Annotated in this window: 27 protein-coding genes and 4 tRNA genes; 16 read left to right on the top strand and 15 right to left on the bottom strand. The window is 42.9% G+C overall.

Annotated features, from left to right (window positions below; translation table 11 throughout):
* Nucleotides 1-200: 200 nt before the first annotated feature.
* On the bottom strand, nt 201-1,496 hold the full coding sequence (purB, locus tag B9N78_RS09130; protein WP_085101524.1) for an adenylosuccinate lyase: 1,296 nt from the start codon (nt 1,494-1,496) through the stop codon (nt 201-203).
* Nucleotides 1,497-1,667: 171 nt separating this feature from the next.
* Entirely contained in the window at nt 1,668-1,958 is a 291-nt protein-coding gene (locus B9N78_RS09125; RefSeq protein WP_085101523.1) for an FmdB family zinc ribbon protein, read from the bottom strand.
* Between the two features lie 546 nt (nt 1,959-2,504).
* Between B9N78_RS09125 and B9N78_RS09120 the strand changes: the two genes are divergently transcribed.
* On the top strand, nt 2,505-3,011 hold the full coding sequence (locus B9N78_RS09120; RefSeq protein WP_085101522.1) for a hypothetical protein: 507 nt from the start codon (nt 2,505-2,507) through the stop codon (nt 3,009-3,011).
* Nucleotides 3,012-3,079: 68 nt separating this feature from the next.
* On the opposite strand, the gene B9N78_RS09115 is transcribed toward B9N78_RS09120, so the two are convergent.
* Entirely contained in the window at nt 3,080-3,577 is a 498-nt protein-coding gene (locus tag B9N78_RS09115) for a C40 family peptidase (protein WP_085101521.1), read from the bottom strand.
* Nucleotides 3,578-3,892: 315 nt separating this feature from the next.
* Here B9N78_RS09115 and B9N78_RS09110 point away from each other — a divergent pair, with 315 nt between their 5' ends.
* The 6 genes from B9N78_RS09110 to B9N78_RS09085 are packed head-to-tail and all read left to right on the top strand — an operon-like array spanning nt 3,893 to nt 8,998.
* Complete coding sequence (locus B9N78_RS09110; RefSeq protein WP_085101520.1) at nt 3,893-5,797, top strand: NADH-quinone oxidoreductase subunit 5 family protein; 1,905 nt, start codon at nt 3,893-3,895, stop codon at nt 5,795-5,797.
* Nucleotides 5,797-6,645 (top strand): respiratory chain complex I subunit 1 family protein, encoded by an 849-nt coding sequence (locus B9N78_RS09105; protein ID WP_085101518.1) that lies wholly within the window; start codon nt 5,797-5,799, stop codon nt 6,643-6,645. The genes B9N78_RS09110 and B9N78_RS09105 overlap by 1 nt, the downstream gene beginning before the upstream one ends.
* A 4-nt stretch (nt 6,646-6,649) precedes the next feature.
* Nucleotides 6,650-7,084, top strand: a complete 435-nt coding sequence (locus tag B9N78_RS09100) for an NADH-quinone oxidoreductase subunit B family protein (RefSeq protein ID WP_085101516.1) — start codon at nt 6,650-6,652, stop codon at nt 7,082-7,084.
* A 31-nt stretch (nt 7,085-7,115) separates the two neighbouring features.
* On the top strand, nt 7,116-7,475 hold the full coding sequence (locus B9N78_RS09095) for an NADH-quinone oxidoreductase subunit C (protein ID WP_085102342.1): 360 nt from the start codon (nt 7,116-7,118) through the stop codon (nt 7,473-7,475).
* A 48-nt stretch (nt 7,476-7,523) separates the two neighbouring features.
* Complete coding sequence (locus B9N78_RS09090) at nt 7,524-8,600, top strand: hydrogenase large subunit (protein ID WP_085101514.1); 1,077 nt, start codon at nt 7,524-7,526, stop codon at nt 8,598-8,600.
* Nucleotides 8,601-8,611: 11 nt separating this feature from the next.
* Nucleotides 8,612-8,998, top strand: a complete 387-nt coding sequence (locus B9N78_RS09085) for a 4Fe-4S dicluster domain-containing protein (protein WP_085101512.1) — start codon at nt 8,612-8,614, stop codon at nt 8,996-8,998.
* A 128-nt stretch (nt 8,999-9,126) separates the two neighbouring features.
* Here the strand turns inward: B9N78_RS09085 and B9N78_RS09080 are convergent, their stop codons facing one another.
* The 7 genes from B9N78_RS09080 to B9N78_RS09050 form a co-directional block, all read right to left on the bottom strand.
* The gene (locus B9N78_RS09080; protein ID WP_085101510.1) at nt 9,127-9,351 is read right to left on the bottom strand and encodes a helix-turn-helix domain-containing protein; all 225 of its coding nucleotides are present in this window, start codon (nt 9,349-9,351) and stop codon (nt 9,127-9,129) included.
* 8 nt (nt 9,352-9,359) lie between these two features.
* The gene (locus B9N78_RS09075; RefSeq protein WP_085101508.1) at nt 9,360-9,902 is read right to left on the bottom strand and encodes a DUF2975 domain-containing protein; all 543 of its coding nucleotides are present in this window, start codon (nt 9,900-9,902) and stop codon (nt 9,360-9,362) included.
* Between the two features lie 166 nt (nt 9,903-10,068).
* Nucleotides 10,069-10,965, bottom strand: a complete 897-nt coding sequence (locus tag B9N78_RS09070; protein ID WP_085101506.1) for an RluA family pseudouridine synthase — start codon at nt 10,963-10,965, stop codon at nt 10,069-10,071.
* A gap of 12 nt (nt 10,966-10,977) precedes the next feature.
* Nucleotides 10,978-12,282, bottom strand: a complete 1,305-nt coding sequence (locus B9N78_RS09065; protein ID WP_085101504.1) for a TRAP transporter large permease — start codon at nt 12,280-12,282, stop codon at nt 10,978-10,980.
* Nucleotides 12,283-12,300: 18 nt separating this feature from the next.
* Nucleotides 12,301-12,798, bottom strand: a complete 498-nt coding sequence (locus B9N78_RS09060; RefSeq protein ID WP_085101502.1) for a TRAP transporter small permease — start codon at nt 12,796-12,798, stop codon at nt 12,301-12,303.
* A 58-nt stretch (nt 12,799-12,856) separates the two neighbouring features.
* Nucleotides 12,857-13,885 (bottom strand): TRAP transporter substrate-binding protein, encoded by a 1,029-nt coding sequence (locus tag B9N78_RS09055; RefSeq protein WP_085101500.1) that lies wholly within the window; start codon nt 13,883-13,885, stop codon nt 12,857-12,859.
* Nucleotides 13,886-13,962: 77 nt separating this feature from the next.
* A complete protein-coding gene (locus B9N78_RS09050) occupies nt 13,963-15,603 on the bottom strand; it encodes a hypothetical protein (protein ID WP_085101498.1) in 1,641 nt (546 codons plus the stop codon).
* 397 nt (nt 15,604-16,000) lie between these two features.
* Here B9N78_RS09050 and B9N78_RS09045 point away from each other — a divergent pair, with 397 nt between their 5' ends.
* The 4 genes from B9N78_RS09045 to B9N78_RS09030 all read left to right on the top strand — a co-directional run bounded on the left by B9N78_RS09045 (nt 16,001) and on the right by B9N78_RS09030 (nt 18,401).
* A complete protein-coding gene (locus B9N78_RS09045) occupies nt 16,001-17,257 on the top strand; it encodes an RsmB/NOP family class I SAM-dependent RNA methyltransferase (RefSeq protein WP_085101495.1) in 1,257 nt (418 codons plus the stop codon).
* Between the two features lie 23 nt (nt 17,258-17,280).
* Complete coding sequence (locus B9N78_RS09040; RefSeq protein ID WP_085101493.1) at nt 17,281-18,057, top strand: class I fructose-bisphosphate aldolase; 777 nt, start codon at nt 17,281-17,283, stop codon at nt 18,055-18,057.
* A gap of 145 nt (nt 18,058-18,202) precedes the next feature.
* Nucleotides 18,203-18,278: transfer RNA gene (locus tag B9N78_RS09035), tRNA-Val, on the top strand.
* Nucleotides 18,279-18,324: 46 nt separating this feature from the next.
* Nucleotides 18,325-18,401 (top strand) — tRNA-Asp (locus B9N78_RS09030).
* Nucleotides 18,402-18,494: 93 nt separating this feature from the next.
* On the opposite strand, the gene B9N78_RS09025 is transcribed toward B9N78_RS09030, so the two are convergent.
* On the bottom strand, nt 18,495-20,153 hold the full coding sequence (locus tag B9N78_RS09025) for a CgeB family protein (protein WP_085101491.1): 1,659 nt from the start codon (nt 20,151-20,153) through the stop codon (nt 18,495-18,497).
* Nucleotides 20,154-20,537: 384 nt separating this feature from the next.
* Between B9N78_RS09025 and B9N78_RS09020 the strand changes: the two genes are divergently transcribed.
* The gene (locus tag B9N78_RS09020) at nt 20,538-20,873 is read left to right on the top strand and encodes a zinc ribbon domain-containing protein YjdM (protein ID WP_085102340.1); all 336 of its coding nucleotides are present in this window, start codon (nt 20,538-20,540) and stop codon (nt 20,871-20,873) included.
* Between the two features lie 32 nt (nt 20,874-20,905).
* On the opposite strand, the gene B9N78_RS09015 is transcribed toward B9N78_RS09020, so the two are convergent.
* The 3 genes from B9N78_RS09015 to B9N78_RS09005 form a co-directional block, all read right to left on the bottom strand.
* A complete protein-coding gene (locus B9N78_RS09015; RefSeq protein WP_085101489.1) occupies nt 20,906-21,202 on the bottom strand; it encodes a hypothetical protein in 297 nt (98 codons plus the stop codon).
* A gap of 33 nt (nt 21,203-21,235) precedes the next feature.
* Nucleotides 21,236-21,439 (bottom strand): 2-hydroxymuconate tautomerase family protein, encoded by a 204-nt coding sequence (locus B9N78_RS09010; RefSeq protein WP_085101487.1) that lies wholly within the window; start codon nt 21,437-21,439, stop codon nt 21,236-21,238.
* 75 nt (nt 21,440-21,514) lie between these two features.
* Nucleotides 21,515-21,871, bottom strand: a complete 357-nt coding sequence (locus B9N78_RS09005) for a winged helix-turn-helix domain-containing protein (RefSeq protein WP_085101485.1) — start codon at nt 21,869-21,871, stop codon at nt 21,515-21,517.
* Nucleotides 21,872-22,094: 223 nt separating this feature from the next.
* On the opposite strand from B9N78_RS09005, the gene B9N78_RS09000 reads away from it, so the two are divergent.
* The 3 genes from B9N78_RS09000 to B9N78_RS08990 all read left to right on the top strand — a co-directional run bounded on the left by B9N78_RS09000 (nt 22,095) and on the right by B9N78_RS08990 (nt 22,715).
* Entirely contained in the window at nt 22,095-22,457 is a 363-nt protein-coding gene (locus B9N78_RS09000) for a SpoIIAA family protein (RefSeq protein WP_085101483.1), read from the top strand.
* A gap of 66 nt (nt 22,458-22,523) precedes the next feature.
* Nucleotides 22,524-22,599: transfer RNA gene (locus B9N78_RS08995), tRNA-Val, on the top strand.
* A 39-nt stretch (nt 22,600-22,638) separates the two neighbouring features.
* A tRNA-Asp gene (locus B9N78_RS08990) sits at nt 22,639-22,715 on the top strand.
* 56 nt (nt 22,716-22,771) lie between these two features.
* Here B9N78_RS08990 and B9N78_RS08985 read toward each other — a convergent pair.
* Nucleotides 22,772-25,300 carry a mechanosensitive ion channel family protein gene (locus tag B9N78_RS08985; RefSeq protein ID WP_085101481.1) on the bottom strand — a complete coding sequence of 843 codons (2,529 nt, stop codon included), beginning with the start codon at nt 25,298-25,300 and terminating at the stop codon, nt 22,772-22,774.
* A gap of 516 nt (nt 25,301-25,816) precedes the next feature.
* Between B9N78_RS08985 and B9N78_RS08980 the strand changes: the two genes are divergently transcribed.
* Nucleotides 25,817-26,116 (top strand): hypothetical protein, encoded by a 300-nt coding sequence (locus B9N78_RS08980; protein WP_085101479.1) that lies wholly within the window; start codon nt 25,817-25,819, stop codon nt 26,114-26,116.
* Nucleotides 26,117-26,243 lie beyond the last annotated feature (127 nt).

The following is a 26,243-nucleotide window of genomic DNA, read 5'->3' as shown; positions in this document are numbered from 1 at the left end:
AAAATAAACCCACTAATCAATAATCTTTTCGATCCAAAGTTTTTACACAGTGATAAATCCCATTGGTTCATAACTTGAAGAAACTGTAAATCTTTTTTTTAAAGATAACACAAAAATTACAATTCTGCAAAATAAGATCACCCGACTTTGCACTATGATCAAAGCCGGGTGAATTATAATTCTAATTAAGCATATTCAAATTATTCACCGAAAACGCGTTTAAGGATGAATTCTTCATATCTAGTATAATAGTTTAAATCGAAAGCATCATCGAGTACACTTTCAGCAAGAATGGATTTAATTGCAGCATCCTTACGGATTTCATCAGGGAAGAAAACTTTATTCTCCCAGCAATACATGGCAACCTTCTGCACCATTTCATAAGCCTTCTGCCTTTCAAGACCTGCATCTACCAGAGCAAGCAAAACTCGCTGTGAATAGAAAAGACCGTACGAAGCCATCAGGTTACGATCCATATTGTCACCGTTGACTTTAAGGTTTTTGAGAACTCCGGTCATGCGGCCTAAAATATAATCTGCAAGGATAGTTGAATCAGGCATAATTACACGTTCAACTGAAGAATGACTGATATCGCGTTCATGCCATAAAGGCATATTTTCCATTGAAACCAGCCCGTTAGTACGCAAAAGACGGGAAAGGCCACTGAGATTTTCAGCAGAAATAGGATTCTTCTTGTGCGGCATAGCGGAAGAACCTTTCTGACCTGCGCTGAATCCTTCTTCTACTTCAAGAACTTCAGTACGCTGCAAATGTCTAAGTTCTACGCCGAGACGTTCAATACCACCGCCGAGCAAACCTAAAGAGGTAAAAAATGCTGCATGGCGGTCGCGCTGAATAATCTGAGTGGAAATAGGGTCTACACTCAAATCAAGTAATTCACAGGTAATGCGCTCAACTTCAGGATCAAGCATTGCGTAGGTTCCGACTGCTCCGGAAATCTTACCGACACTCACGCCTTCCAGTGCTTTTTCAATACGTTCACGATGACGTGTGAATTCTGCATAAAAACCGGTCATCTTAAGACCGAAGCTGGTAGGCTCAGCATGAATACCGTGTGTACGGCCCATGCAGATTCTACCTTTATATTTAAATGCCATATCTTTGAGAGTAGCTAAAAATTCATCAAGAGCTTTCAAAATCATCTTACCTGCACGATGCAGAAGAACACCGTTAGCAGTATCAACAATATCAGACGATGTGCAGCCCAAGTGGATAAAGCGCGAAGAAGGTCCGACTTTTTCTTCTACAGCTGTAAGAAAAGCAATTACATCATGTTTTGTTTTTTCTTCAATCTCAAGAACGCGATCAAGTTCAAAATCAGCTTTTTCACGGATATTTTTCATATCCTCAGCAGGGATGCGTCCAAGCCTATGCCAAGCTTCACAAACAGCAACCTCAACTTCAAGCCATACTCTGAAACGGTTTTCCAGAGTCCATATAGCACTCATAGCGGGACGAGAATATCTTTCGATCATTTTTTTTAATTCCGTTTTTTTGTTTTAAAACTATATTTAAAAAAAGGCCGACAGGCCCTGACTATATTATAACCAGCAGATTTAGACAATGGCTGAAGAATTAATCAGACTTAATGTGCAGCATAACAAAAAAACAAACGGCCCGGTGTATACCGGGCCGTCAGGCCGTAATCAGCTTTTTGCTGAACTGTCAGAACTAGCGGAAGTAGAGACTGAAGAGGTAGATGCACCTGTATCACTGCTGGCAGATTTAGGTTTACCGGAACTTCCGGCAGTCGAATCTGTTTTGCAATATCCAGAAGAATACCACCCTCCGCCTTTAAGGATAAAAGAGGAATTTGAAAGAACCTTAGTAGCTAAACCACCACATACGGGACATTCTAACTCTTTATCTTCAAAGCTTGTCTGCCACTCTTCAAAAATTTGCTGACACTCATGGCATTGATATTCATAAATCGGCATAGGCTCCCTCCATCTAAAAAAAAGGCACCCGCCATACCTCGAAAGGCAGGCGGACCCATCCCCTGAAAAAATGAGGGCATTACTAACCATTCCGGCTTCATGCTTACAGCGGAAGCCGAAAAAAGAAAGTTCTACTTAAATGTTTATTTTTTTGCTGCTTTTGCTTCAGCTACGCGAGCTTTAACTCTTTTAGCTCTGCGGTGACGCTTACGCTCAAGTTCTTTCTTCCGTTCGATCTTTTTATGTCTACCCATTTGGCATTCCTCCTAAATATAAGATTTCGCACTTGCCGCACGATTAGTATGCTGCAAAGAATGTGGTATTACATCAAAAACATCGAGATTGTAAAGCGTTTGAATAAAACACATATGCATAACACAACATATTAAAATAAATACATTTTTAAATAAAATAGTCATAAAAGATACTGCAAATTTATTTTTCACAGGACTTTCCCCCTTGACTACTCCCCCTATCATGAACATATACAGTTCACTTCGCTGCCAATAAATATGGTCCAGCAAATAAAGACTGCAAGGAGCCGCCATGAAAAATAGAGCGTTTGATAAAGCTGTAGAAGATGTTTCCGAAGTATTCATGTTTGATCACTGGATGCGATTTTACTTCATCTTTGAAGAAGACAAAAAGCTGGTCGTCAGAGTTCCTAAGGAAGTTGCCAGTCAGATTGAAAAAGAGTTTCCAACCCTGCACGGACTGGTAGAACTCACTAATAACGAAGAAATTGATCAGCAAAAATCAACTCAGAACGTCTGCTCTTTCATCGGAGCCCGCTTTGACGGCACTAAATATTCCGACAAAATTATCCCCAAAGTTTTCGACTCTAAAGAATTTAAGATTGAAACCTATCTGTTTAATCTCTGGATTAAAGGACATGAATCACATCTGGAATCTGAAGTTATGACTTTTGCTGAATGGAAAGAACTTTATGCGCAGTGGAAAAACATGGATGAAGTTAAACATTATATTTCAAGGCTCAGTAACGCCGGAAGCGGCGCTGTAATTCAGCCTCCGACCTGCACAACTGTACAGTAATTTATTATATTTAAGAATCAACCTAAAAGGAGTCTCTCAATCGGGGGCTCCTTTTTTATTGCTCAATATCAGAAAACCCTGCGCGCACCGATAAAATATTTTTGCCAGTACCCCTTGTTTATTGACTCTTCACGAACGTAATGGCCAGATTTAGGGCTATGCACAAAAAGCTCACCGTCACCAATATAAATACCGGCATGAAGACTTTTACCTCCGCCGGGAATTCTGAAAAAAACAATATCTCCAGCCCTCATTTTATTACGATGAACCGGTTTTCCTACATGGATCTGCTGCCATGAAACTCTTGGGAGCAGAATGCCGTGTTTTTTATAAACCCACCAGACCAGCCCGGAACAGTCAAAACCTTTTAACGGAGAATCACCGCCCCATTTGTAAGGTTTACCTATCTGAGCACGCGCGACATTAACAACTGAACGTTCAGTTACAGAATAAGCTGCTGAATTTAGAATTCTTCCGCTACTGGGAATAGAAACAGTTTTTTTGCCGCATCCTGCCAAAAAAACAATTAATATTAAAAAAATGGTAATTTTCGCAACTTTTATCATGCTATTCCACAGATTAATCATAGTGATAGATTTTATCCTGAATTACTATCTTTTACAATAGATTTTCCCACTACCACCCCCTCAAACCATTTGTTTAAGCCAAGTTCTGTTTAATTATAGACATATCTGATGAGTTTCTTAAACCAAATTACACCAATTATCTATTGACTTTTACGCTGTATTTGACGACAAACGTCTACACTTTAGGTGATAAATGTGAAACATTTCGATGAGTTACACTAAATCTAAAACGATAACACGACTGAGGTACGTTTTTCTAAATCTGGCACAACATTGCGTTACAGTGAGGTCCGTATGTTGCCCATGATGCTAGCATTAGTCATCTTGTTGCCCTTGATGGCTGCTCTAGGCTGCTACTTTTTGCGAGTAAGCGCGATCAGAAGTCTGATCGTTCTTATCACAGGAATTTGCATTGCAGCTACATCCCTTGTCCTGCTCGGCGGGGGATCATTTACCTATTCTCCAGGCACATTGCTTGGAGTAAGTTGGGATTTTCTCGTCACTCTGGCGGACTTTTCCCTGCTCTTCGTAATACTTTATTACGCATTCAAACTTAAAAATCAGCTTATCAAGATATTTGCAGTATTGCAGATTATTCCTTTAGCTGTGTTTGAATTATTCTTCGTTGACCACGCAGTAGAGGTTCCGGCATTTTATGCTGACAGCCTTGCGCTGATCATGGTCGCGGTTATTTCAATTATCGGTTCGCTTATCTGCTTCTTTGCGATCCCTTATATGAAAGAACACGAAGAGCACCTGCACCTTGTAAACTCTCGCCAGCCGAGATTTTTCTTTTATCTTGTTCTGTTCCTCGGAGCCATGAACGGATTGGTGCTTTCTAATAACATTCTTTGGCTCTATTTCTTCTTCGAAGTAACTACCTTCTGTTCTTTCATGCTTATTGCACATGACGAAACAGAAATCGCAGTTAAAAATGCAATCCGCGCTTTGTGGATGAACTCTCTAGGCGGTGTTGCTTTTGTTTTCGGAATGATCTGGGCGTACACAGAAGTAGGCTCTCTCAGCCTTCAAACCATCATTAACGCCGGCCCTATGGGCGGACTGATGATTGTACCTGTCGGATTGCTTTGCATAGCAGGTTTTACCAAAGCAGCACAGGTTCCTTTCCAGAGCTGGTTGCTCGGAGCTATGGTTGCTCCTACTCCGGTTTCAGCTCTGCTCCATTCAAGTACTATGGTTAAAGCCGGTGTGTACATTGTGCTCAGACTTGCTCCTGCATATGCAGGAACATTCTTCAGTCAGGGAATAGCTCTTTGCGGGGCCTTCACGTTCCTTTCCTGTGCAGCAATTGCAGTCAGCCAGAGTAACGGTAAAAAAATTCTCGCTTACTCCACCATCAGTAACCTTGGTCTGATCATCTGTTGTGCCGGCCTCAATACTCCTTGGGCCACTTCAGCAGCAATAATCCTGATTATCTTCCACGCAATTTCCAAAGCTTTACTCTTCCTGTGCGTAGGCACAATTGAGCAGGGCATAGGCAGTCGCAACATCGAAGATATGCATGGTCTCTATCTTAAGATGCCCCGTACTGCGATCATCACGATCATAGGTATCTTAACAATGATCCTGCCTCCGTTCGGTGTTCTGCTCGGAAAGTGGATGGCAATTGAAGCAGCATCAAGCAACATGTTCGTTATTGTCATGCTCGCTCTTGGAAGTGCTCTTTCTGTCGTATTCTGGGCTCGCTGGGCAGGAATCCTGCTTACTGCTCCGATCCGCAAGAAAGTCCCTGCTGAATCTCAGGATATACTGACCAGATTCACACTTAAAACCCTTGCCGGAGCCACTGTGGTTCTGTCCTTATTCTCTCCAGCAATTTACACAAGATTAATTGAACCGATGATCGGCAAAACATATGATATTTCCGCCGGGGTATTTACTTCCCCTGTCGGTACTTACGCTGTCTATCCGATCTTCTTTGTGCTTGCTGTTGCGTTTGTATACGCATGGCTAGAAACTAAAAAATCTGGAAATATTCAGAATTCGCAGTCATATCTTTGCGGAGCCAACGTTAAAGAACCAGGAGTTCAGGCATTTATAGGGCCTATGAATAAGCCGGTAGGACTCACGTCCAGCAACTATTACCTTGAAGCTTTATTCGGAGAAGAGAAGCTGACTCTCTGGATCAACTTTGTTGCTCTGGCTCTCATCGTTCTCATGTTGGGAGGAGCTGTTTAATGGAAACATTTATTCTTATCATCTTCGGAATAATCGCAGCCCCCTTACTCGGCGGTCTGATTTCGGGTGTTGACAGAAAAATAACTGCGCGTTTTCAGTCTCGCTTCGGCCCTCCGATTTTGCAGCCTTTCTACGATGTTGCTAAATTATTCGGTAAGGTTAAAGTCATCAACAACTTCTGGCAGGTTTTCTGTGCATGGGTTTATCTCATCGCCGCAGCACTCTCTGTCGGTTTATTCTTCGCTCAGTCCGATCTGCTCCTGATCTTTTTTGTTCAGGCAATCGGCGCAGTCTTCCTTGTAATGGGAGGTCTTGCCAGTCCTTCTCCTTACAGTCAGGTTGGAGCGCATCGTGAACTGATTCAGGTTCTTACTTATGAACCACTCATCATTTTGGTTTTCGCTGCCATCTTTATGGTAACCGGAACTTTCAGAATTGATGAAATTCTTACTTATAAAGAACCTCTTCTGATTAAACTGCCACTCATATTCGTTGTGCTTGGCTACGTGCTGACTATCAAGCTCAGAAAATCACCTTTTGACTTCTCCACATCGCATCACGCGCATCAGGAACTGGTCAAAGGGGTGCTCACCGAGTTTTCCGGTCCGTACCTCGGCATTATTGAAATTGCTCACTGGTATGAAACCGTACTCATTCTCGGAATTTGCGCACTCTTCTGGCACACCAGCTTTGTCGGCGTAGTATTCCTTCTTGTTTCTACCTATCTGGCAGAAATACTGATTGATAATACCATGGCCCGTATGACTTGGCGCTGGATGCTCAAATATGTTTGGAGCGTTGGTCTGGTCATGTCTTTTGTCAACCTCATCTGGCTGCACGTAGGTTAAGATTATGTTCAAGAAATTCATTGATAATTCACGCGCCAAGTCTCCGTGGATCATGCATTTTGACTGCGGAAGCTGTAACGGCTGCGATATTGAAGTTCTGGCATGCCTTACACCGATGTATGATGTTGAACGCTTCGGCGTAATCAACGTCGGTAATCCTAAGCATGCTGATGTCCTCCTTGTCACCGGCACGGTTAACCCACGCAACGCCAAAGTATTACGGAACATTTACGATCAAATGCCTGATCCTAAGGGCGTAATCGCCATCGGTGCATGCGGTCTTTCAGGTGGTATTTTCCGTGAGTGCTACAACGTAATCGGCGGAATCGACAAGGTCATTCCCGTTGACGTTTACGTCCCCGGGTGCCCGGCTAAACCTGAAGCTATCATCGACGGCGTGGTCACTGCCCTTGCCAAGTTTGAAGGCCTCAAAGGCTAAACATTACGAGGGAAACAACGTGATAGAAAATATGAAAGAAATCACAATGGAAACTATTGTCGGAGAAGTTTCCAAGTTGAAGAGTGACGGACAGCGTCTTGTCACTTTGAGCTGCACCGAACTGGATGCAGACAACTTTGACATTATTTATACCTTCGACAAAGAATTAGTTCTCACTCACCTGAGAGTAACTATTCCCAAAGGGACAAATTGTCCTTCTATAAGCGGTGTGTACTTTACTGCGCTGCTGGTAGAAAACGAAATTCAAGACCAGTTCGGGCTCTTGTTCGACGGTCTTATTCTCGACTTTGGACGTACTCTCTACTTGGATGAGGAAATCACCATCATCCCGTTGTGCAACAACACAAAGGCGATGACTGTTAAAAAATAATTCGTCTTCCCGGATGACACCAAGACGATAACAACTATAGGGTAAATTATGGCACGTACCATCATACCTTTCGGTCCGCAGCATCCTGTCCTACCGGAACCGCTGCACTTAAAACTTGTCGTGGAAGACGAGATAGTTAGGGAAGCCATTCCTGCACTGGGATACGTTCACAGAGGTCTTGAAAAGCTTGCTGAGATTCGTGACTTCCATCAGATGATCCAGATCGTTGAACGAGTTTGCGGCATATGCTCCATGATTCATTCTCTTTGCTACTGTCAGGGTATTGAAGAAATGATGGGAATAGAAGTTCCTGAAAGAGCCAAATATCTCCGCACAATATGGTCCGAATTGCACCGTATGCACAGTCATCTGCTTTGGCTCGGCCTTTTTGCCGATGCCTTCGGGTTTGAAAGTCTGTTCATGCAGTTCTGGCGTATCCGTGAACGCATCATGGATATCAACGAAGCAACCACAGGCAGTCGCGTAATTGTTTCCGTCAACGTTGTCGGCGGTGTCCGTCAGGACCTTACACCGGAACAGTGTTCATGGATTCTTACAGAACTTGCTCAGGCTGAAAAAGAAATTAAATCTATTCAGTCCACGATTCTTAACGACTACACTGTCTGCAAACGCACACAGGGAATCGGTGTTCTTACCAAGGAACAGGCATACGAATTAGGCGCAGCCGGTCCTACACTTCGCGGTAGCGGAGTTGCTCAGGATATGCGTCAGCTTAAATATGCAGCCTTTGACAAAATAGACTTCGAACCTGTAGTAGAAACATCTGGTGACAGTTACGCCAGATCAAAAGTACGCTTCAGAGAAGCCGTGCAATCGATTGACCTCGTTCGTGCAGCGATTGCAGGATTGCCTCAGGGTGAACTTGCTGCTCCGTTCAAAGGTAATCCAGAAGGTGAGATCATTACCCGCGTGGAACAGCCTCGCGGTGAATGTATGTACTATATGAAAGGAAACGGAACTAAATTCCTCGAAAGAGTACGTATCAGAACGCCTACGTTCGCTAACATCCCTCCACTTCTTGCTATGCTGCCCGGTATTGAGCTGGCGGACGTTCCTGTTGTAGTTTTGTCAATAGACCCGTGCATAAGCTGCACGGAACGCTAGGAGGTCGGGACATGCTTAAAATGACTTCAACCGTACTGAAGAACCTTTTTTCAAAAAGTTCTACCAGAATGTACCCTTTCGAAGTTCGTGAGCCGTTTCCTCTTTATAGAGGTGAATTGTTTAACGACATCGACACGTGTATATTCTGTAAAAAGTGCGAAATTAAATGCCCATCACAATGTATTACTGTTTCAAAAAACAAAGATAACGGAACCGGAATCTGGACATGCGACCCATTTGCCTGCGTTTACTGCGGCGTCTGTGTTGAGGTTTGTCCTACCAAGAGTCTGCACATGAAACCTAATCACCGTAAACCATCCGCAACCCGTGAGATGATTAACATGACAGGTAAAGTGAAAGTTCCTAAAAAGAAAGAAGCACCTAAAAAAACTGATTAGCATAGCTGCCAGAATTTTATCTGCTTGATCAGAACTGAAAAATCCCCTTCTGTCGTAAGACTGCAGGGGATTTTTTTAGGAGAAAGAAATTCAAAAATTACAATTATCGACGACACGCTAACTAACTATTATTTCTCAAGATTATCATGACCACTCAAATACTCCAAAATATCTCCGGGCTGGCAGTCCAAGAAACCGCAAATTGCGTTTAAAGTTGAAAACCGTATAGCCTTTGCTCTTCCTGTTTTGAGTACAGATAAATTCTGAGGAGTTATACCTACGGCCTCAGCCAGATCCTTTGATGAAACCTTCCGCTTTGCTAACATTACGTCTAAATTTATTAATATAGCCATACCCTCTCCTAGACTGTTAACTCGGCGTCTTCATTAAGCTTACGTCCTTCGTCCATAACCCAAGAGATCGCAAGGACAACACCTGCCAGTAAAATTCCTCCTAAATTGGTATCGTCTATACTTACAGAGATCACGCGGTGCCCAATAATATTATGCATTGTAGCAGCATAGGTGGTGCCGATCTGAACAATAGGAGAAACAAGTTCACTTAATAAAAAAGCCCAAGCTGCGCGACTAAAACAATTAATATTATCAACAGTGAAGATCTTTCCCTCAGAATACAGAGTAAAAAGTTTAATCATCTGCCACATGCTGAATATTTCAAGCAGAACCAATGGCAATGATGCTGCAAAACCGAGCATTTTACCTGAAAGCTGAATTCCTACAATCTCTGGAGCCATATAGAAGCTTCCAAGACCTTCTGGGCGAATAAAAAAATCACCTACTCCATTCAGATACATCCAGCCGAAGAAATCAGTTATCGGGATCAAAATTAGAATCAGCCAAAACACATACTTTAAAAAAAGGCTCATACGTTTTATTTTTTCCATGTCTTCATTCTCCCAAAAATTAATTATTTGTTATTCTAATACTTGATTTATGGTAATTAGTTATTGTCTGTCAATAATTAATTACTGTTTATTACAAACAAAGAATCATAAAAAATCCCCAGTCACGCCGTGACTGGGGATTTTAATTTGAAACTATGACTAAAAATCAGCTTAAATATTTTTCAGCTGATCCTATGTAATTTTGAATTAACAGTTCATCATTCCATGCAGGCAAACACTGCGCAGTAAACCACGGTGTTTCAATTCGCCAGCAATGAAGCTTCATTGCTCCGTTTCCGCCGCCGTACTTTGCATCACCTGCAATAGGAAATCCACGCGACGAAAGCTGTACTCTAATCTGATGAGTAAAACCTGTATGCAGCTGAACTAAAAGCAAACTACAACCGTCAGTTATCGATAAAGGCAAAACCGATGCACGGGCATCTTTACCTGCCCCTGTAACGACTCGCTCGCTTCCGTGCACTTCTTTCTTTTCAAGCCGGTCATGCATCTCAGTCCATCCATCGTCACAGCTTCCATCTTTCCACTCCCCTCTGACCAGCGCAAGATAGTATTTACCACCCTCATGACTTGCAAACATGTCAGAAAGTTCCTTTTGTCCGTGGTGGCTTTTACCGGCGAGCAGAACCCCGGAAGTATCTCGATCAAGCCGATGTGCCGGAGCCGGTTTAAACGGAGAGTCTGCATACATGGACAAGAGATGATCAACTACGCTGTCATCATGCCCTGTGCCGCCTTGAGAAGGCAATCCGGCAGGTTTGTTAATTGCAAGATAATTATCATCTTCGTAGAGTATTTCCAGCGGCTCACGTATAAGCATACCAGCGGATTCAGCAACCTGATATGGCGGAATGCGTACAACTTGGCCTGCTTTAACAAGATCAAACGGCTTACAGCGTCCCTTATCAATACGCACATTACCTTTGCGGATCCAGCGCATAACAGCAGAACGCGGTATTTTACTCCCCACTCTCCGCTCAAGAAAACGCACCAGTTTTTGACCGTCTTCTGCACTTGTAACTGTAATAAATTCAGCAGACATAGCTATTAAAAACTAACCCATCAATCTGGGCAGAAAAGTTACTATTTCAGGCGCGACTAAAAGAAGAGCTATGAGTCCTACATAAGCAAACATAAAATAACTGACTCCTAAAAAAACTCTATCAATGGCGACATCTTCCGCCATTGAAGCAACAATAAAGGTAGTAACTCCGACAGGCGGAGTTATAGCCCCCATGGTCGTTACAATAGTGATAAGCACGCCGAACCAGATGGGATCATATCCCATGGCGACAACCATAGGAAAGAAAATCGGAATAGTAATCAGTAAAAGAGCAAGGGCGTCCATAATCATTCCGCCGATGACATAAATCACACATATCAATAAAATAATAACAGTAGGCGGAATAGCTAATCCGGCGACCATACCCGCAGCTTCGAAAGGCAGCCTTGTTATAGCGAGAAAACGCCCGAAAATGATCGCTCCGACGATAACCACCATAATCATGCATGAGACCTTCAAAGTATCGGTCACCGCCGCTACAAAGAGTTTAAAGGTCATTTTTCGCGAAACAATACTTATCAGCAAAGCAAAAGCAGATCCGGCTGCTCCGGCCTCAGTCGGTGTAAACCAACCTGCGAATAATCCGCCCATGACAAGTAGAAAAAGAACTATCATTTCAATAGACCCCGGAAGCGATCTGAGCTTTTCTTTAAAGCTGACTTCCGGTCCGGCCGGCCCCCATTCCGGGTGGAGCACGCACATGCCGAAGACTGTCACCAAAAACAAACCGCATAAAAGAATACCGGGAATGACGCCGCCTAAGAAAAGATGTCCTATAGACTCTCCGGTTTGCAGACCGATGATAATAAGAACCACACTCGGCGGAATAACAACCCCGAGAGTTGCTCCGGCAGCAACCGAACCGGTGCTTAAAATAGGATTATAGCGAAATTTTTTCATTTCCGGCAGAGCGACAGTACTCATAGTGGCAGCTGTAGCGGTATTGGAACCGCAGATTGCAGCAAATCCGGCACACGCTAGCACAGTTGCCATAGCAATACCGCCGCGAATATGCCCCATCCATGCATAAGCAGATTTATACAGCCGTTCATTAACGCCGGAGTAAAAACAAATCTGCCCCATAAGAATAAAAAGCGGGATTACTGTCAGACCGTAAGAAGAAAACACATTCCAGACTTCAGTACCGAGCATGCCGTAAGCGGCTTTAAGATTGAGTACTTTTGCAAACCCGATAAAGCCTATGATCCCCATGGCAAAACCTACGGGAATACGCATTATAAAAATCAACAGCAACAGGCATATAATGCCGACAAAGCCTATAGTAATTGGTTCCATATGAGTACAACCGCGCGCTTAAACTAGCTTAAGAGGTTCTTTTCCGGAAAGGATTCTGACAAGATCAAGCAATAAAACAAAGGACATCATTGCACATCCGAAAGCCAGCGCGAAGACAAAAGGATAAAATTCAATTCCGAGTGTTTCCGAAACTTCGCCCAGATCAAATAAAAACATTCCCCACTTAGCGGATTCTTTCGCGCAAAATGCGAAGAATAAGCAGGAGGCAAACGCGCTCAGAGCGTCCAGAAAAATCTGTACCGGTCTAGGAAATTTATTAAATAATAATCCTACCGAAATATGACTCCTGTACAGCTGAGAAAAGGCAAGTGAGAAACCTGCAACTATGGCTCCGAAAAACCCCATCAACTCAAAAGTCCCTTTCACAGGAACCCATGTTGCACGAAAAACCATATTAGTACAGGCCAGCACAACCATTAAGGTAAGGGATATGCCCGCAATCCATGATAAAATACGGCATAAAATGACAGTGAATTTTTCTAACTTATCGATCATAGGCTTATTTTAAGGACTCCCCGCCATTTAGCGGCGGGGAGATTTTTCAATACTTTAATTACTTTGCAGGATCGTATTTAACGCGAGACGTTTCTATTTCAGATAAAACTGCATCTCCGTCAATAGAAGTCTCAGCTGCTTTTGTTTTCCAATCGTTGATGAGCGGCATAGTATTTTCTTTAATTGTCTGCATATCCGCTTCGGGCATAGTAATCAGCTCGATACCGTACTTTTCTTTAGACCATGCAAGGGAATCCTCCACATGCTGGTCCATGTACTTTCCGGTCCACTCAGCCTGTTCACGGCCGAGGTCGGTCATAACTTTTTTCACATCATCAGGGAGTCCGTCCCAGGAACTCTTATTCATGATGACGGCAAAGGGATAAACAGCTGTATTGGTTACAGTTTCATAGCGGCATATTTCAGCGAAATTCATATCTTTTAAAACATCAAAAGAAGAAAACAGCCCTTTAACCACGCCCTTCTGTAATGCTTCAGGAGTTTCAGACATCGGCATGGAAACAGGAGTTGCCCCGATTGAATCCAGAATTTTAGAAAGGATACCTGACGCACGCAGTTCAATGCCTTTTAAATCACCGAGAGAACGGACGGGGGTTTTCGTCATCAGGTTTGAAGGAGCAGAAGTAAACATAGTCAGCACTTTAAATTTCTTAAATTCCTGAGGCTGATGCTTCTGGAAAAGATCCCATAACGCAAGACTTGCAGAAGTGGATGTTGTAAATCCCAAGGGAAGTTCAAAGACAGAGCACAACGGGAAGACTCCCGGGTGATAAGCAATGCTGATGCAACCGATATCCGCCTGCCCCTGCATAACTCCGCGCAAAGTATTCTTAGCTCCCAGCAATGTCGATCCGGGATAAGTCTGAATCTGAACTTTACCGGAAGTTCTTTTTTCAACTTCCTGCTTCCAACGTTCCATCTGTACACATGGAAATGTCTTGGCAGGCGGAAAATTTGCATAACTCAAGTTGACTTCCGCAGCATGCAGAGAAGGAACTGAACAAAACAGCACAGCAAAGCCCAGTAAAAACAGAAACAGGCTACCGAATCTTTTCCCTTTAATCATGAAAATTCCCTCCAATAAAGCTGATTTTTCAATAAAAAAAAGGCCCCCGGCAAAAACAGGGGGCCAAATTTTAGCTATTACTTCCCGAGAGTAAGCTCATAAGCAATAATTAAAGTTTTTCTGAATTTTACCCCAAGCGCCCCGGGGTACGTATTCAAAATGCAATACAATTCATTCTCGCCGTCATTATCAATATCGGCGACTCCATATGAAGTTACAGTTCCTTTGATGCGACGTGTTTTCCATGCAAGGCTTAGGCCCACTCCATCCCAGTATTCAGAATGGATTTCGCCCTGTGAGAAACTTTTATAATTAGAAAAAACCTGTGAAGCAACCGAGATATCTTTATTCAAAAGAACCTCAAGCTTAGTAGGGTCAGAAATAGAAGTGACCGTTATAGGCATAGGAACAAAGTAATAATGCTCCATTTTATTCTTCTTGTTCTCAGATCCGAATCCAACCAGCTTAGTAGGTGTCTCAAATTTTACGTCAGCTGAGTTATAAGAATCCTGACTTTCATACAAAGGTTCAAGAGCTTTATTGTAAACAGAAATTCTACCATATTTATTAAGAACGAGCACCTTGTAATCATCCTTTCCAGGAAGAAATGAAGTGTTGAAAACATTGGCAAATTCAGGAACAGCCAAATGTCTGATAGGAACAAGTTCACCATTTGAATACATATATTCCGTCACGCTTTTAGAATAAAAGGTACGGCTGGAGTCATACTTCTGCCCAAGCAAGCTTTCTGAAAAGTTTGGAGGAAGACGGACTGCATTTAAAAAATTACTGAAACGATCTATGAGAACCTTAGGAGTCTTGTTCTTAAAAGAAATAATATACGAATACGGTCTATCTTCCATTATAACGCAAAGAACTACTTCTGTTACTCCGTCTTTACCGATATCAATACCACTGATTCTGATACCGTTAGATCTTGATGGGTATTGATATGAAGCAACCTCTTTCAAACGTTGTTCGTCTACATCAAAAACTTTAACATCAGCATCGGACAGCATTACGAGATTTTGCTTACCATCACCTGTTACATCCGCAACAAATCCACCGCGATTCACAAAATCAATGCTTTGGCTGCGCCAGCGACCTGGAGTCTCTGTTCCGCCTTCGTATCTGAATTGAGGGTTAACAGTGCTTTGCATAGCAACAGATGCGGAAGATGCAGAAATAAATTCAGGATTTAAAGCTTCTTTAGGACGGGCATCTTCACGAGCTTTTTCTTCATCACTTGCAACCTTGCTGCCGGGCTTTTCAAACAACTGCCCTTTAACCTCTGTAGCAATGGTGTCCAGAGCGGGGATAAGTCCTTCCATTGTTGTTTTAGCACTCTTTGTCCAAAACTTTCCGTCTTTATCAACCATGCGCAGGTCGATAGCTACGTCTGTGCCGACAATTGTAAGCCCGCCGAGAGCAAGATAATCTACTCCGAGTTTTTGCGCGCTTTTAATTTCCGTAATTTTTGAAGTAGGACGGTCAGCCTCAGACAGCTCCTTTGAGGCTGCAAGCGGCTCAAAATGTCCTGTCCAGTTTAAACGGGAAATGAGCATAGTCTGAACGCCGCGGCTAAGATATTTATATTGAGCCGGCCCATTAACTTCAAAAGGATACACTGCGTATGTGCGGGCTTCAGCAAAAGCTGAACCTGCTGTGAAAATAGAAATGGCTACAATAAGAAAAACTGTAAAACGTCTTAATGACATGTACTGAATCCTCCCCAAAAAGCAGACTGCTTTCGGAAATATACGTTATATATTTTAAATTACTAATGTAATGCCGCACCACATTCAGAATATCCCTGAAAAAGGTTTGGCTATTTGACTTTCCATATAAGCAAAACGGGTAAAAAACTTGTAACAGCTTACGGACTGAGACGCAAAGCTAAACATGGAAACAGCCCAAAAGGCTACTTGTCAAATGTCCTGCCCTGTTTTATCTGTTTTGCTTCGCTTTAAAGAGCCGTACGCAGTAAATCTCGTTCAGCCCTGATTATTATGCGACATGTATTTGGAATGCTTTTAAGCAACCTGTAAAGTAAAATTTATCATACCAAGCTGATTCCGCCAAAAAAGCTTACCTTCATTTTTCTAATTATATATTATGACAAACAATCTTCGAACATTCAGACTTGTCTGCTCAGAAAAAGACATACCCGCAGTTGAAGAACTTTTGCGTTCGCAAGGCTTTGAATTCAGCCCTGAACCATTTTATTCTATGGCTCGGAGACTTGAAAAAGAACCTTTTCCGCTAGGCGATTCACTTGCCTCAAGATTCGGCCGAATCTATATACAGGATCGCTCCTCCATGCTTCCGCCACTTATGCTTAACCCTCCGGCAGGAGCTAAAGTGCTGGACATGTGCGCAAGTCCGGGCAGTAAAACAGGAATTTTATCCAGATTAGTCGGGCATGACGGCTTTGTGCTTGCCAGTGAACCTTCAAAAGACAGACTGGCCTTGCTGCGACAGAATTTAAGGCGCGTACAAGCTATAAATTCAGCAACAGTCAGCTATGAATCACAAAAGCTTCCGCTACCCGCTAACGGATGGAAATATATTCTGCTGGACCCGCCATGCAGCGGATGGGGAACTATTAACAAGAACCCTAAGGCAATGGAACTTTGGTCAGGCGAAAAGACTGTTCCTTTAGTAGCTTTACAACGCCAGCTTTTAGCAAAAGCTTTTGAGCTGCTGGCTCCCGGCGGCAACGTAGTATATTCAACGTGCACCACCAATGTTCAGGAAAATGAGGAGCAAACCCGTTTTGCAGTGGAAGAACTGGGCTTTGAGCTGGTTAAACTTCCGCATCCCTCCGGATTCACTATTGCTGATCCGCTTTTACCTGAGATGGATGGCGTGTTACGGGTAGACGGCTCAGGCGGCGGTCAGGGTTTTTATGTTTGCGGGCTGCGAAAACCCGGAAACGGGGAACCGGAACACCCTGAAACAGCCCCTCTGCCGGGACAGTTACTTGATTTAAAAAAGCTGGAATACCCTGAAGCGATAGACTTTTCTGCTCTGCCGGACGGCGAAATTTATGATTTTAAAGGTAAAGCAATGTTCCTTAACAGGCACGCGCTGAACATGCTTCCACCGGATATACGCTGGCAGGGATATCCACTCGGCAAAATTTCCGGTAAGAAGTTCAGACCGAATCCATTCGCACGCGCACTGCTGCCGGAGAATCCGGCAAAATCAGCACTCGTGATTGAAAATGCTGAAGATCTTGCAAAATTATTTTCAGGCCAAAGCCTGCCTGCTCCGGCAAAAGGCAAAGGTCCTGTGGGATTATACTTCAAGCAACTGCTTTTAGGATTTACAGGTAAAAAAGGCAGTCGCTTTATCTGGACAGAAAAATAGATTTTAAAATATACGAGGATTTAATGAACGGAACCGACCGTCGCTTGAAACGACTATTTGACAAAGAAAGCGGGAATTCACTGATTCTCGCCTTGGATCACGGTGCAAACGAAGGCATGATTGAAGGGTTAGGCGCAATCCCGACTATTTTGGAAGCTCTGCCCACCTCAAGAGTGCAGGGTGTTATCCTTAACAAAGGTCTTGCCAGACATTTCAGTCATCTGATCCCTGCTGACATATGCATGATTTTGCAGATGAATGCGGGCACGAGACACGGCTCGCCATCATACAACAAGAGCATTGTCTGCTCTATTCAGGAAGCACTGCGACTGGGAGCGGATGCTGTCTCCGTACTCGTCAATATCGGCAATGAACTGGAAGACCGCATGCTTTCCGATCTGGGAGAAATCACAGACGAAGCGCATCAGCTAGGAATCCCAGTACTGGCAACAGTCTTTGCAAGAGGAAGCCAGATTGTAAACGAGCACGATTCAAGCCTTATAGCCCACTGCATCCGCATAGGAGCAGAACTGGGGCCGGACGTTGTCTCTGTTCCCTACCCGAACAACGGCGATGCATTCCGCAAAGCAGTTGAAGCAAGCCCCGTTCCCGTTCTGGTGACAGGAGGCCCGCTGGGACAGACAATGGAAAGCACAATAACCAATAGTTTGCGCGGGTTAGAATCAGGCTGCAAAGGATGCTGCATAGGCCGGAACATTTTTCAGACCGCTAATCCTATTGAAAGCATGGAAAAGTACGCTGAAGCCATACATAAAAACCAAATAAAAACTAATAGTTAAAAATTATTTTAAATATATTTAAAAAACAGTTTGACAAAATGGGCACTCATCGGCAGTATCCCTCCTCGTGGCAGTGAGCAATACGGAAACGCATCAAGGTGCAGGAAGTTCAATCACAGCCTTCAGTTTGACAAACTGAATTCGTGGGCGAATAGCTCAGCTGGAAGAGCATCGGCCTTACAAGCCGAGGGTCACAGGTTCGAGCCCTGTTTCGCCTACCACAAACTGCTAATAAGCGTTGCTTAACGCGCTTTATTATATATATGCGGAGTCGTAGTTAAGTTGGTTATAACGCCGGCCTGTCACGCCGGAGGCCGAGGGTTCGAGTCCCTTCGACTCCGCCACTAAAGTACAAGGGTATTAATCTTACGATTAATACCCTTTTTCTTATTTGAAATATGTCGCTTTCCCTACCACCCTTCTCAATGTTTTCCAGATCAATTATTCCTCAACCGTTTGGAAATTTGCCCCGATTTGTCACGGCACTTCAAGGCCATAATAAACGCTTTCTCCTGACCTTGTTCTCGAGCTATATCTCTCGCCAGCACCATTTTATTCAAGCCATCATCAAGCCGATAGCTATGTAAATTAGTCATAGCCAACTCAAATGTAAGCCGCCAGTCGTTTAATGAATTCGAAGCAAGTGAAGAAAGGAAGCTACCTCGAGCCTGATCCAGTTCCTTACGAGAACGCAGCATAACATCAATAAGTCGCAAAACCTCAGAATCTCCCGGATCTGCCTCATAAAGGATAATTAGACAATCTATTGCAGTATGCGGCAAATGATTTCTAGCGTTAAACGGAAACCCTCCCCGAAAAATAAGCTTGCGTTGCTTGAGTTCCTTAGCCCAAAGAATAAGAAGATCTTTCGGAGTTTTGGGCGGTAGTTTATTAATGAGATCAGCAGACTTCAAATGTCGATACCAAAATGCCTTTGCCATATTCCAGTTACCAAGGCGCAGAGCCGCAGTCGAGCAAGTCAAATTCAAGCAAAAAGAATTTTCGTATAGCTTACCTCCAAGCAAGCTCATTAAATTATCTTCCATCACCGAGTTCACACCGACCACGGCTTGTATGCGAAGCGTGGCGACAACTACATGCTGATCCTGCTTTAAGGAAGCAAGACGTGACAGCACATCACTAACCGGAAAATCAAGCATGCCTGACTCCCACATGGATGCCACTGTAATCGCTTCCCATTTTTTAGCATCAGGCCCTGACACTCTGTTACGTGCTGTATCCTTTGCGTATTGCAAAATCCGCTCTACTCGGTGAATTGGCAAATGCTCGGATTGAACCCGTTCATGAGCAGCCTGCCCCATGGTTTGAATCAAGCTATCATTACCTAAATACAACTTCAGTTTTTCTTCCAACTCCACAACATCTGCGTATGTGTCTATTTCTCGCCCTGGTTCAAACAATGAAGCCTGTTCATCTCCGAGATCTTGAGTGAGCAACAGGCAACCACCGGAAGCGCCTTCAAAAAGGCGAAAATTAACCTCTCCCAGAATGGATTCATTGGGGATTATTTTGGTATCCTGATACAATGCCAACATATCACTATGGCTTAAGGATTGCTCGACCGGAAAAGGACGGTCGCCGGCCAATTTTTTGATAAAGTCAATCATCCACTTGCGACCAGGACGCTGATCACTCAACCTTCCCACAAAGGCAATATCGTTTTTCCGGTCGGCAATAGGAGGTGAAACCATGTCATATGCAAATCTGGGGAGCCATCGAACATCGGAAAGCCCCTCCTCCTTGAACGATGGCACAATGGACTTTTGGGTGGATAAGACCTGATCAAACAGCTTAGTGTAGGAATTGTGCCAGTGCAAATTCAGATGCGGATCCGTAGCCCAAAAAATAGTCGGACAATCAAAATCGTCCAGCCCTTGAATGAGTGTCCGCCTACCGAGGTTCTCGACCTGCAACACGATGTCTGGGGTAAATTTATTTTTTTTGAGCAGTTCCGGCAAATTGCAAAATATCTCTGAATGATGAGGAACTTTGAAAACAGAATGCCCCAACTGTTCCAGCGCAATAACGCCTAAGTTAAATGGTCCGACAATACATACATTGAGCTTCTCTTTCATAGTCCAACCTATTCTTTGATTTATTCGGGAGACTATTCATAAAGACATAGAAACATCAAGCTGCATTCAGTTTACCATAAAAAGTTTATTTAAACGGGAGAAAGCTCAATATGAAGCACAGACGACTCTAGACTTCACGCCTAAGTCTGAGTTTTAGCCCCCTTCAACTCCGCCACTTTTCTGCTTTTGTAGCCCCCAATTAAATGGATTTTACAAAACCTGCTAAATGATAAATAGTAGAATTGATGTGCCGTGAGGCCATCGAAACCCATAATTATTATCCAAGCTATTTTTAACTTGAAAGTTTTAAGTTTTTAGCTTGCACTTTTTAATGATTTGTCCCCGCTATGAATGGGGATAATTAAAACCAAATGGTTGGAAGTAATGGAAAATATACCAAACTGTCCGAAATGTAAGTGTGAATATGTGTATTCTGATGGAAGTGCTCTTATCTGCCCGGAATGTAATTTTGAATTTCAGCCCGAAGACGTTGCAGAAAAAGTATATAAAGATGCAAACGGCAATATCTTAGTTGACGGCGATGATGTTATCATTATCCAAGACTTAAAAGTTAAGGGCGCATCCGGTTCCATCAAAAAGGGAACAAAAGTTAAGAATATTAAATTGGTAGAGCCTGATGACGGCGTGCATGATATTTCCTGCAAAGTACCAAATTTCGGATCTATGATGCTTAAGACTTCTGTTGTTAAGAAAGCTTAATAGCTTTATTTTTGATACTTTTTGGGAAAGGGTTACATCTTGGGATGTGGCCCTACCCCATCCCCTCCAACCTCATAAACCCGAATCTTATTACTACGTGGAAATTCCACCTTCACAAGTTTTTTAAGAATCTTTTTCAATCCCTTAAAATCTACTGAAAAACTTTCTTTACAAAACCCGTCCTCAATCACAGTAAACGAATCCTCGCCAGTACGCATAATAACAACGGACCGATCGCGCTTGTAGGTGCGCAAATCCAGTCCGTCCCCAACCTGAATTTTCTTGAGCTTTCTCATGACGGTTTCAATAGCAGAGTCTTTGTCGATCATGCTTATAATGGTAGGCTTGCTGGTAAAGCCGTGTCAATTAAGGTCATCAGGATATTTATCTGAACACAATTCCCCACCGGCCCCCCAATTTTCCTTTTTTACATCTTCTATAATTACATAAATAGAATCTAATCCACATCCTGTAATCCTAGCAGTCTCTCTTGATATAACTTCAACCAATTCCCTTTTCTGAACTATTGTTCGCCCTTCCCATATTTCTACTCTTATAATCGGCATATCTATTCCCTGTTTCTTCAATTCATATGCGCTGACGTAACGTTAAACTCCGCAATAAAACTTTACCGCCAATCATCATACTCCGCACCCAAATTTACTCCGAACCATAAGTCTTTCCTTAGCCGCATCAAGAATATTCTCATGCGTAACCACCATCCCGGGCTCATACTTATCGGTAAGTGTCCAGACATTCGGTTCAACTTTTTCAATTACTCCATAGCTGCATAAATATTTAGCCGCATACGCAACATTATGTTCAATTTTCGTAGCACCTGCCCCGCAAGATTTGTATAGCGAGCAAGCTTCTTCTTTAGGTATTTCAAGAGATTCAACAATCTCTTCTGCTATAATTTCAAAAGGAGCTGTGCCGCCGAGATTTTCAAGCACCCTAAGCACAGGAGTCATTAGATCATAAAATTTTGGTATTTTCATAACGCCCAGCCTCGATTATTTAGAAGATAACTAACCCTAAAGTATTTTGAAAATATTTCAAATCAAAATTACTATTCCAGCCTCCCTGCGCGCCCAATACCCACTCATCCGTAAACAATTTTCCCAAAACAGTTGATATAATTTTCAGCAACACCTAAGAATCAAATAGACCCCGACACGACACACCATTTCAGACATAATAATATTACAAAAGGAGCTTCCAATGATTGAACTCATCGAAATAGCATCCTCAAAAGCTATCGGGTTACGTATTTCCGGCAAAATTGAGGAGAAAGATATTAAATTAGTCATTGATGCTGTGAATGAAAAATTTAAGTATGAAGAAAAACTTGCGATTTATGTCGAGCTGGTTGAATTCGGCGGAATCTCTATGAAAGCTTTGATTGAAGACATTAAATTTGCCTTCCCGAACCTAAAAAAATTCACAAAGAAGGCTGTAGTATCAGACAAAAGCTGGCACGAAACACTGACTGAAATCAGCGACAAGCTTTTTCCATTCATCGAATTGAAGCACTTTGGTATTGAAGAAAAAGAAAAAGCCCTGTTATGGGTTATGGAAAAATAATCTTTAACTTTTTTAAAAATTTTTATTGACATCTCACCAGTGTAGGCTTAGAAGATGCTCTCTTGAGGGCGAATAGCTCAGCTGGAAGAGCATCGGCCTTACAAGCCGAGGGTCACAGGTTCGAGCCCTGTTTCGCCTACCATTAAGATTAAACGTTGCTTAACTCGCGTTTAATTAATTCGGAGTCGTAGTTAAGTTGGTTATAACGCCGGCCTGTCACGCCGGAGGCCGAGGGTTCGAGTCCCTTCGACTCCGCCACAAAACTGCAAGGGCATTAATCGTAAGATTAATGCCCTTTTTCTGTTGTTGAACATTTAGCGCATGAAATTTTCCTTTGCTAAGCGCCCGTCATGTAGAGCATTACGCTGATAGACTCGCAACCCAAATACAGGCACAGCTGCAAGCAGGTGGTCAAAAAGATCAGCCTGAATAGCCTCGTAACGTACCCAGTCAGTATCATTGGCAAAAATATAGATTTCAAGGGGCAAACCGGTTTGAGCACCAGGATCAAGATGTCGAACTATAAAGGTTAAACCTTTGTGGACATCTTCATGGGCAGACAGCCACGCTTCAATATACCCGCGAAAAGCTGCCAAGTTGGTAATACTTTCAGAATCAAGAATACCGGTTCCAATCGAAGCGGCCTCTGCTTTAAAAGCATCCCGACGGGCTTCCTTTTTCGTAAACCAATCTTTCAATAGACGGATTTCACCGAGGCTCTCCCTCCACTGTTCATCAAGAAAAAAAATACTTGATAAATCAAGAGGAATACTGCGTTTTATCCTTCGTCCTCCTGACTCACTCATACCGCGCCAGTTCTTAAACGATCTTTTTGTCAGAGTGATGGTCGGGATGGTAACTATGGTCCGATCGAAATTCTGAATTTTTATACAATGCAGACTCACATCAATAACATTACCGTCTACGCCCATATCGTCTATTTCAATCCAATCGCCAAGCCTGACCAGATCATCCAGCACAATCCGTACCCCGGCCACCAGAGCTAAAATGGTGTCCTTGAATAATAAAAATAGAGCAGCCGCAACAGCACCGACACCACCAAGCAAAGCCCATGGGGATCGATCCATGGCAAAGCAGACAGTCAACCCCACTCCGAGGCAGAATACAACAAATCTGGAAACCTGAAGAAACCCTTTTAAAGGGCGTCCTCCGACTCCAGCATAAGTAGAGTGGGCTATCTCAAACGCTGTCAGAAAACGCAAAGTAAGAATCATCACCAACAGCACGACAGCTGCGGAAAGCGTATGGGGGTTACCAGCAATTTTATAAAGAAGACTGATTTCGCCAAATTGGCTAACTGTCCAGATAAGCAAAGCCAACAACAAAATAATCCAGACCACGGGAATAGACAGACTAAGCAGTAACCCTTTACTTCTTTCATTTTCTTTACAAAAAAAATCTTCTGACTTTTCTTTAAGCAGAATGGCTACCGCCATACCCAACTGAAGACAGACTGCAAACAAAAACCACCACATTGAAAAAAGAATCGCAAAATATACGTGCCCTTCAAGACAAATCAAACAAACCATCACGGATAAATACAACGAGACTTTACCGAGATTTCTTTCTAGTGGCGGATACGGACGCTTACTGAATTTCCATAGAGTAACTGCCACACCCAGCAAAACCACGGGCCAAATGACAGCCATCATAACCAAAGGAACATGTAGAAACTGCCCCAGTGTGCCCAGCACGAAAACCCAAAATAACGGATAAAGAGGCGTCGCAGGCATGGTTCCCATCCGAATGGTCCTGAGACACCAGGCCGCTTTCATTGCAACCCAAAAAGCAAAAATCAAACCTAACTGCAAAGGCAAAAGCCTTGAAGGAAAATCAATAAACTGCGCTCCGATAAGCAAGCCGACAGACAGAGGAGCAAGCATCCAGATTTGCATTAAAACCCGTTTAGCTGTTGGATGGGTAGAAAAATAAGATGTTACCATCTGCTCTCTTGCCCTTCTTCCTCCGACATAAACCAGCAGCCAAAGCGCTAATGGAATAAGCGTAGAATAATAAACGTCTTCAAAATCTTCAGGCATTTTTGCAAAAGACTGTGCAGGCTGCCCCATAATCCAATAAGAAGGAGCAAATGTGAGACGTTCCATAACCGGGCCGCTGAATAAGGATACCCGTAAATGCAGCAAATACGCCATAAGCAACTCAGGAACATCTTTTTCAAGCTCGCTAAGAGTTCCACTTACTTCCGTTTGAAGCATTAGGAGTGAGTCAAGCCGCTCCTGCACAAGCCGCAGGTTTATCTTTCGCAGCTCAATTAAGGCATTTAATTTGTCACCGAATTTATACGCAGTTATGATTAATTCCTGAGACGCACCTTTTGCAGACAAAAGCATCAGCTCCGACTCAGAATGACTTAACAGCGAAATATCACTAGTAATAGTTAGTGCTTGCTTTTCATAATGCCGAACCAGACCATCCAGATCTGATTCAAATTGAAATAGTTGATTGTAAATCATCCGTTCTTCATATGGATTGGCAATACTAATATTCATAAGAACCAGAAGTTGCCTATAACTCCTCTCGAGCATCTGCGGGCTTTTACGGTAGTCAGCCAGATCATGAACCAGATGTTTGAAATCCATCTTAAACGTCTTTTCAAACATCTCAACTTGCAGACGCTTGTCTTCAATCTCTTCGGCAAGCACACTGTCACGATAGTTAATTTTTACGTTGGGCGATTTAGTAGCAGCAGCCCGCCTCCCAGAAAGCGAAGAAGACAAAGATCCCCCCATAACGTCTGGAACAGAGAACATAGACAAAACTGAAACTAAGATAATCACAAAAAGATTTAACCTGATGCACATATGTTCCACCTTATTTATTTCAAAAACACAGCACTGCGAGAATACCACTGATACACAGACCACGCAAAGCTTTGCTGAAACAAATAGTTTAGACTGAAACTATAACGGTACTAAGATTCAAGCGTTATGCATAATTATATTATCTACGCCTTCTAGGGGTAATTTATCCTTTGACCTTTCCAAAGCCATCCGTAGGTTGATTCCGACTCCTGCAGGATCATTAAAGAACGTGAAAAATGATTTATTTATGCAGTCTGCAACTTTTTTAGACAGTTCTCGGACAATGCAAAATGGTAATTGATGGATAAAACCATTCTGAAAAGAAAGATGACAGAATCTCAGTGTGCCAAGGCACTAAACTTAAAATCATTCAGCATGAATGCTGAAGCGTAACGAAAGTTCTATGAACTTTATCAAGTCGCTAGATATACTTGAATAAATAGATCTATTAAGATAAATAAATATCGGTTCAAATATGATCGCGTGCTAGTATTTAATTCAAAAAAAGAGGCAATAATGATATGGGCTTTGTTCAGATTGATGTCATACACCATTGTCGTAATCAACCTGCTTTCATGTGGAACATTCCTGTACATAATCGCCCCCTACACTTCTTATTTCTTTTTCGACGACCTACGTTTCTGGAAATACCTAAAATATTATCATAAATACTATTTTTATTCGGCTGCCTACATCTGGGGGACTGCTAAGCCGGGAGCAGGAATTGATAAAAACGGTTTTACCTCTGACCTCGCCTCCAATGGATCGCCCCGACCCAACCATCTTCCGTATCTCCAAACTGTGGACTCTGCCTGAAGATAGCTGCGGAGAATGTAACCGCTGCTGTACATTCATTGTAGCCTGCTGCTTTTTAGATACATGCGGTAATAGATGTTTGTGTTATGGCAGTCTCTTCTGGAAATACTTCAACTGCGGTAGGTTC

Origin of the sequence: Desulfovibrio gilichinskyi (assembly GCF_900177375.1) — a bacterium.
GTDB classification, from domain to species: Bacteria; Desulfobacterota; Desulfovibrionia; order Desulfovibrionales; family Desulfovibrionaceae; genus Maridesulfovibrio; species Maridesulfovibrio gilichinskyi.
The sequence above is the reverse complement of the archived record's forward strand: the minus strand, read 5'-3'. Positions and strand labels throughout refer to the sequence as shown.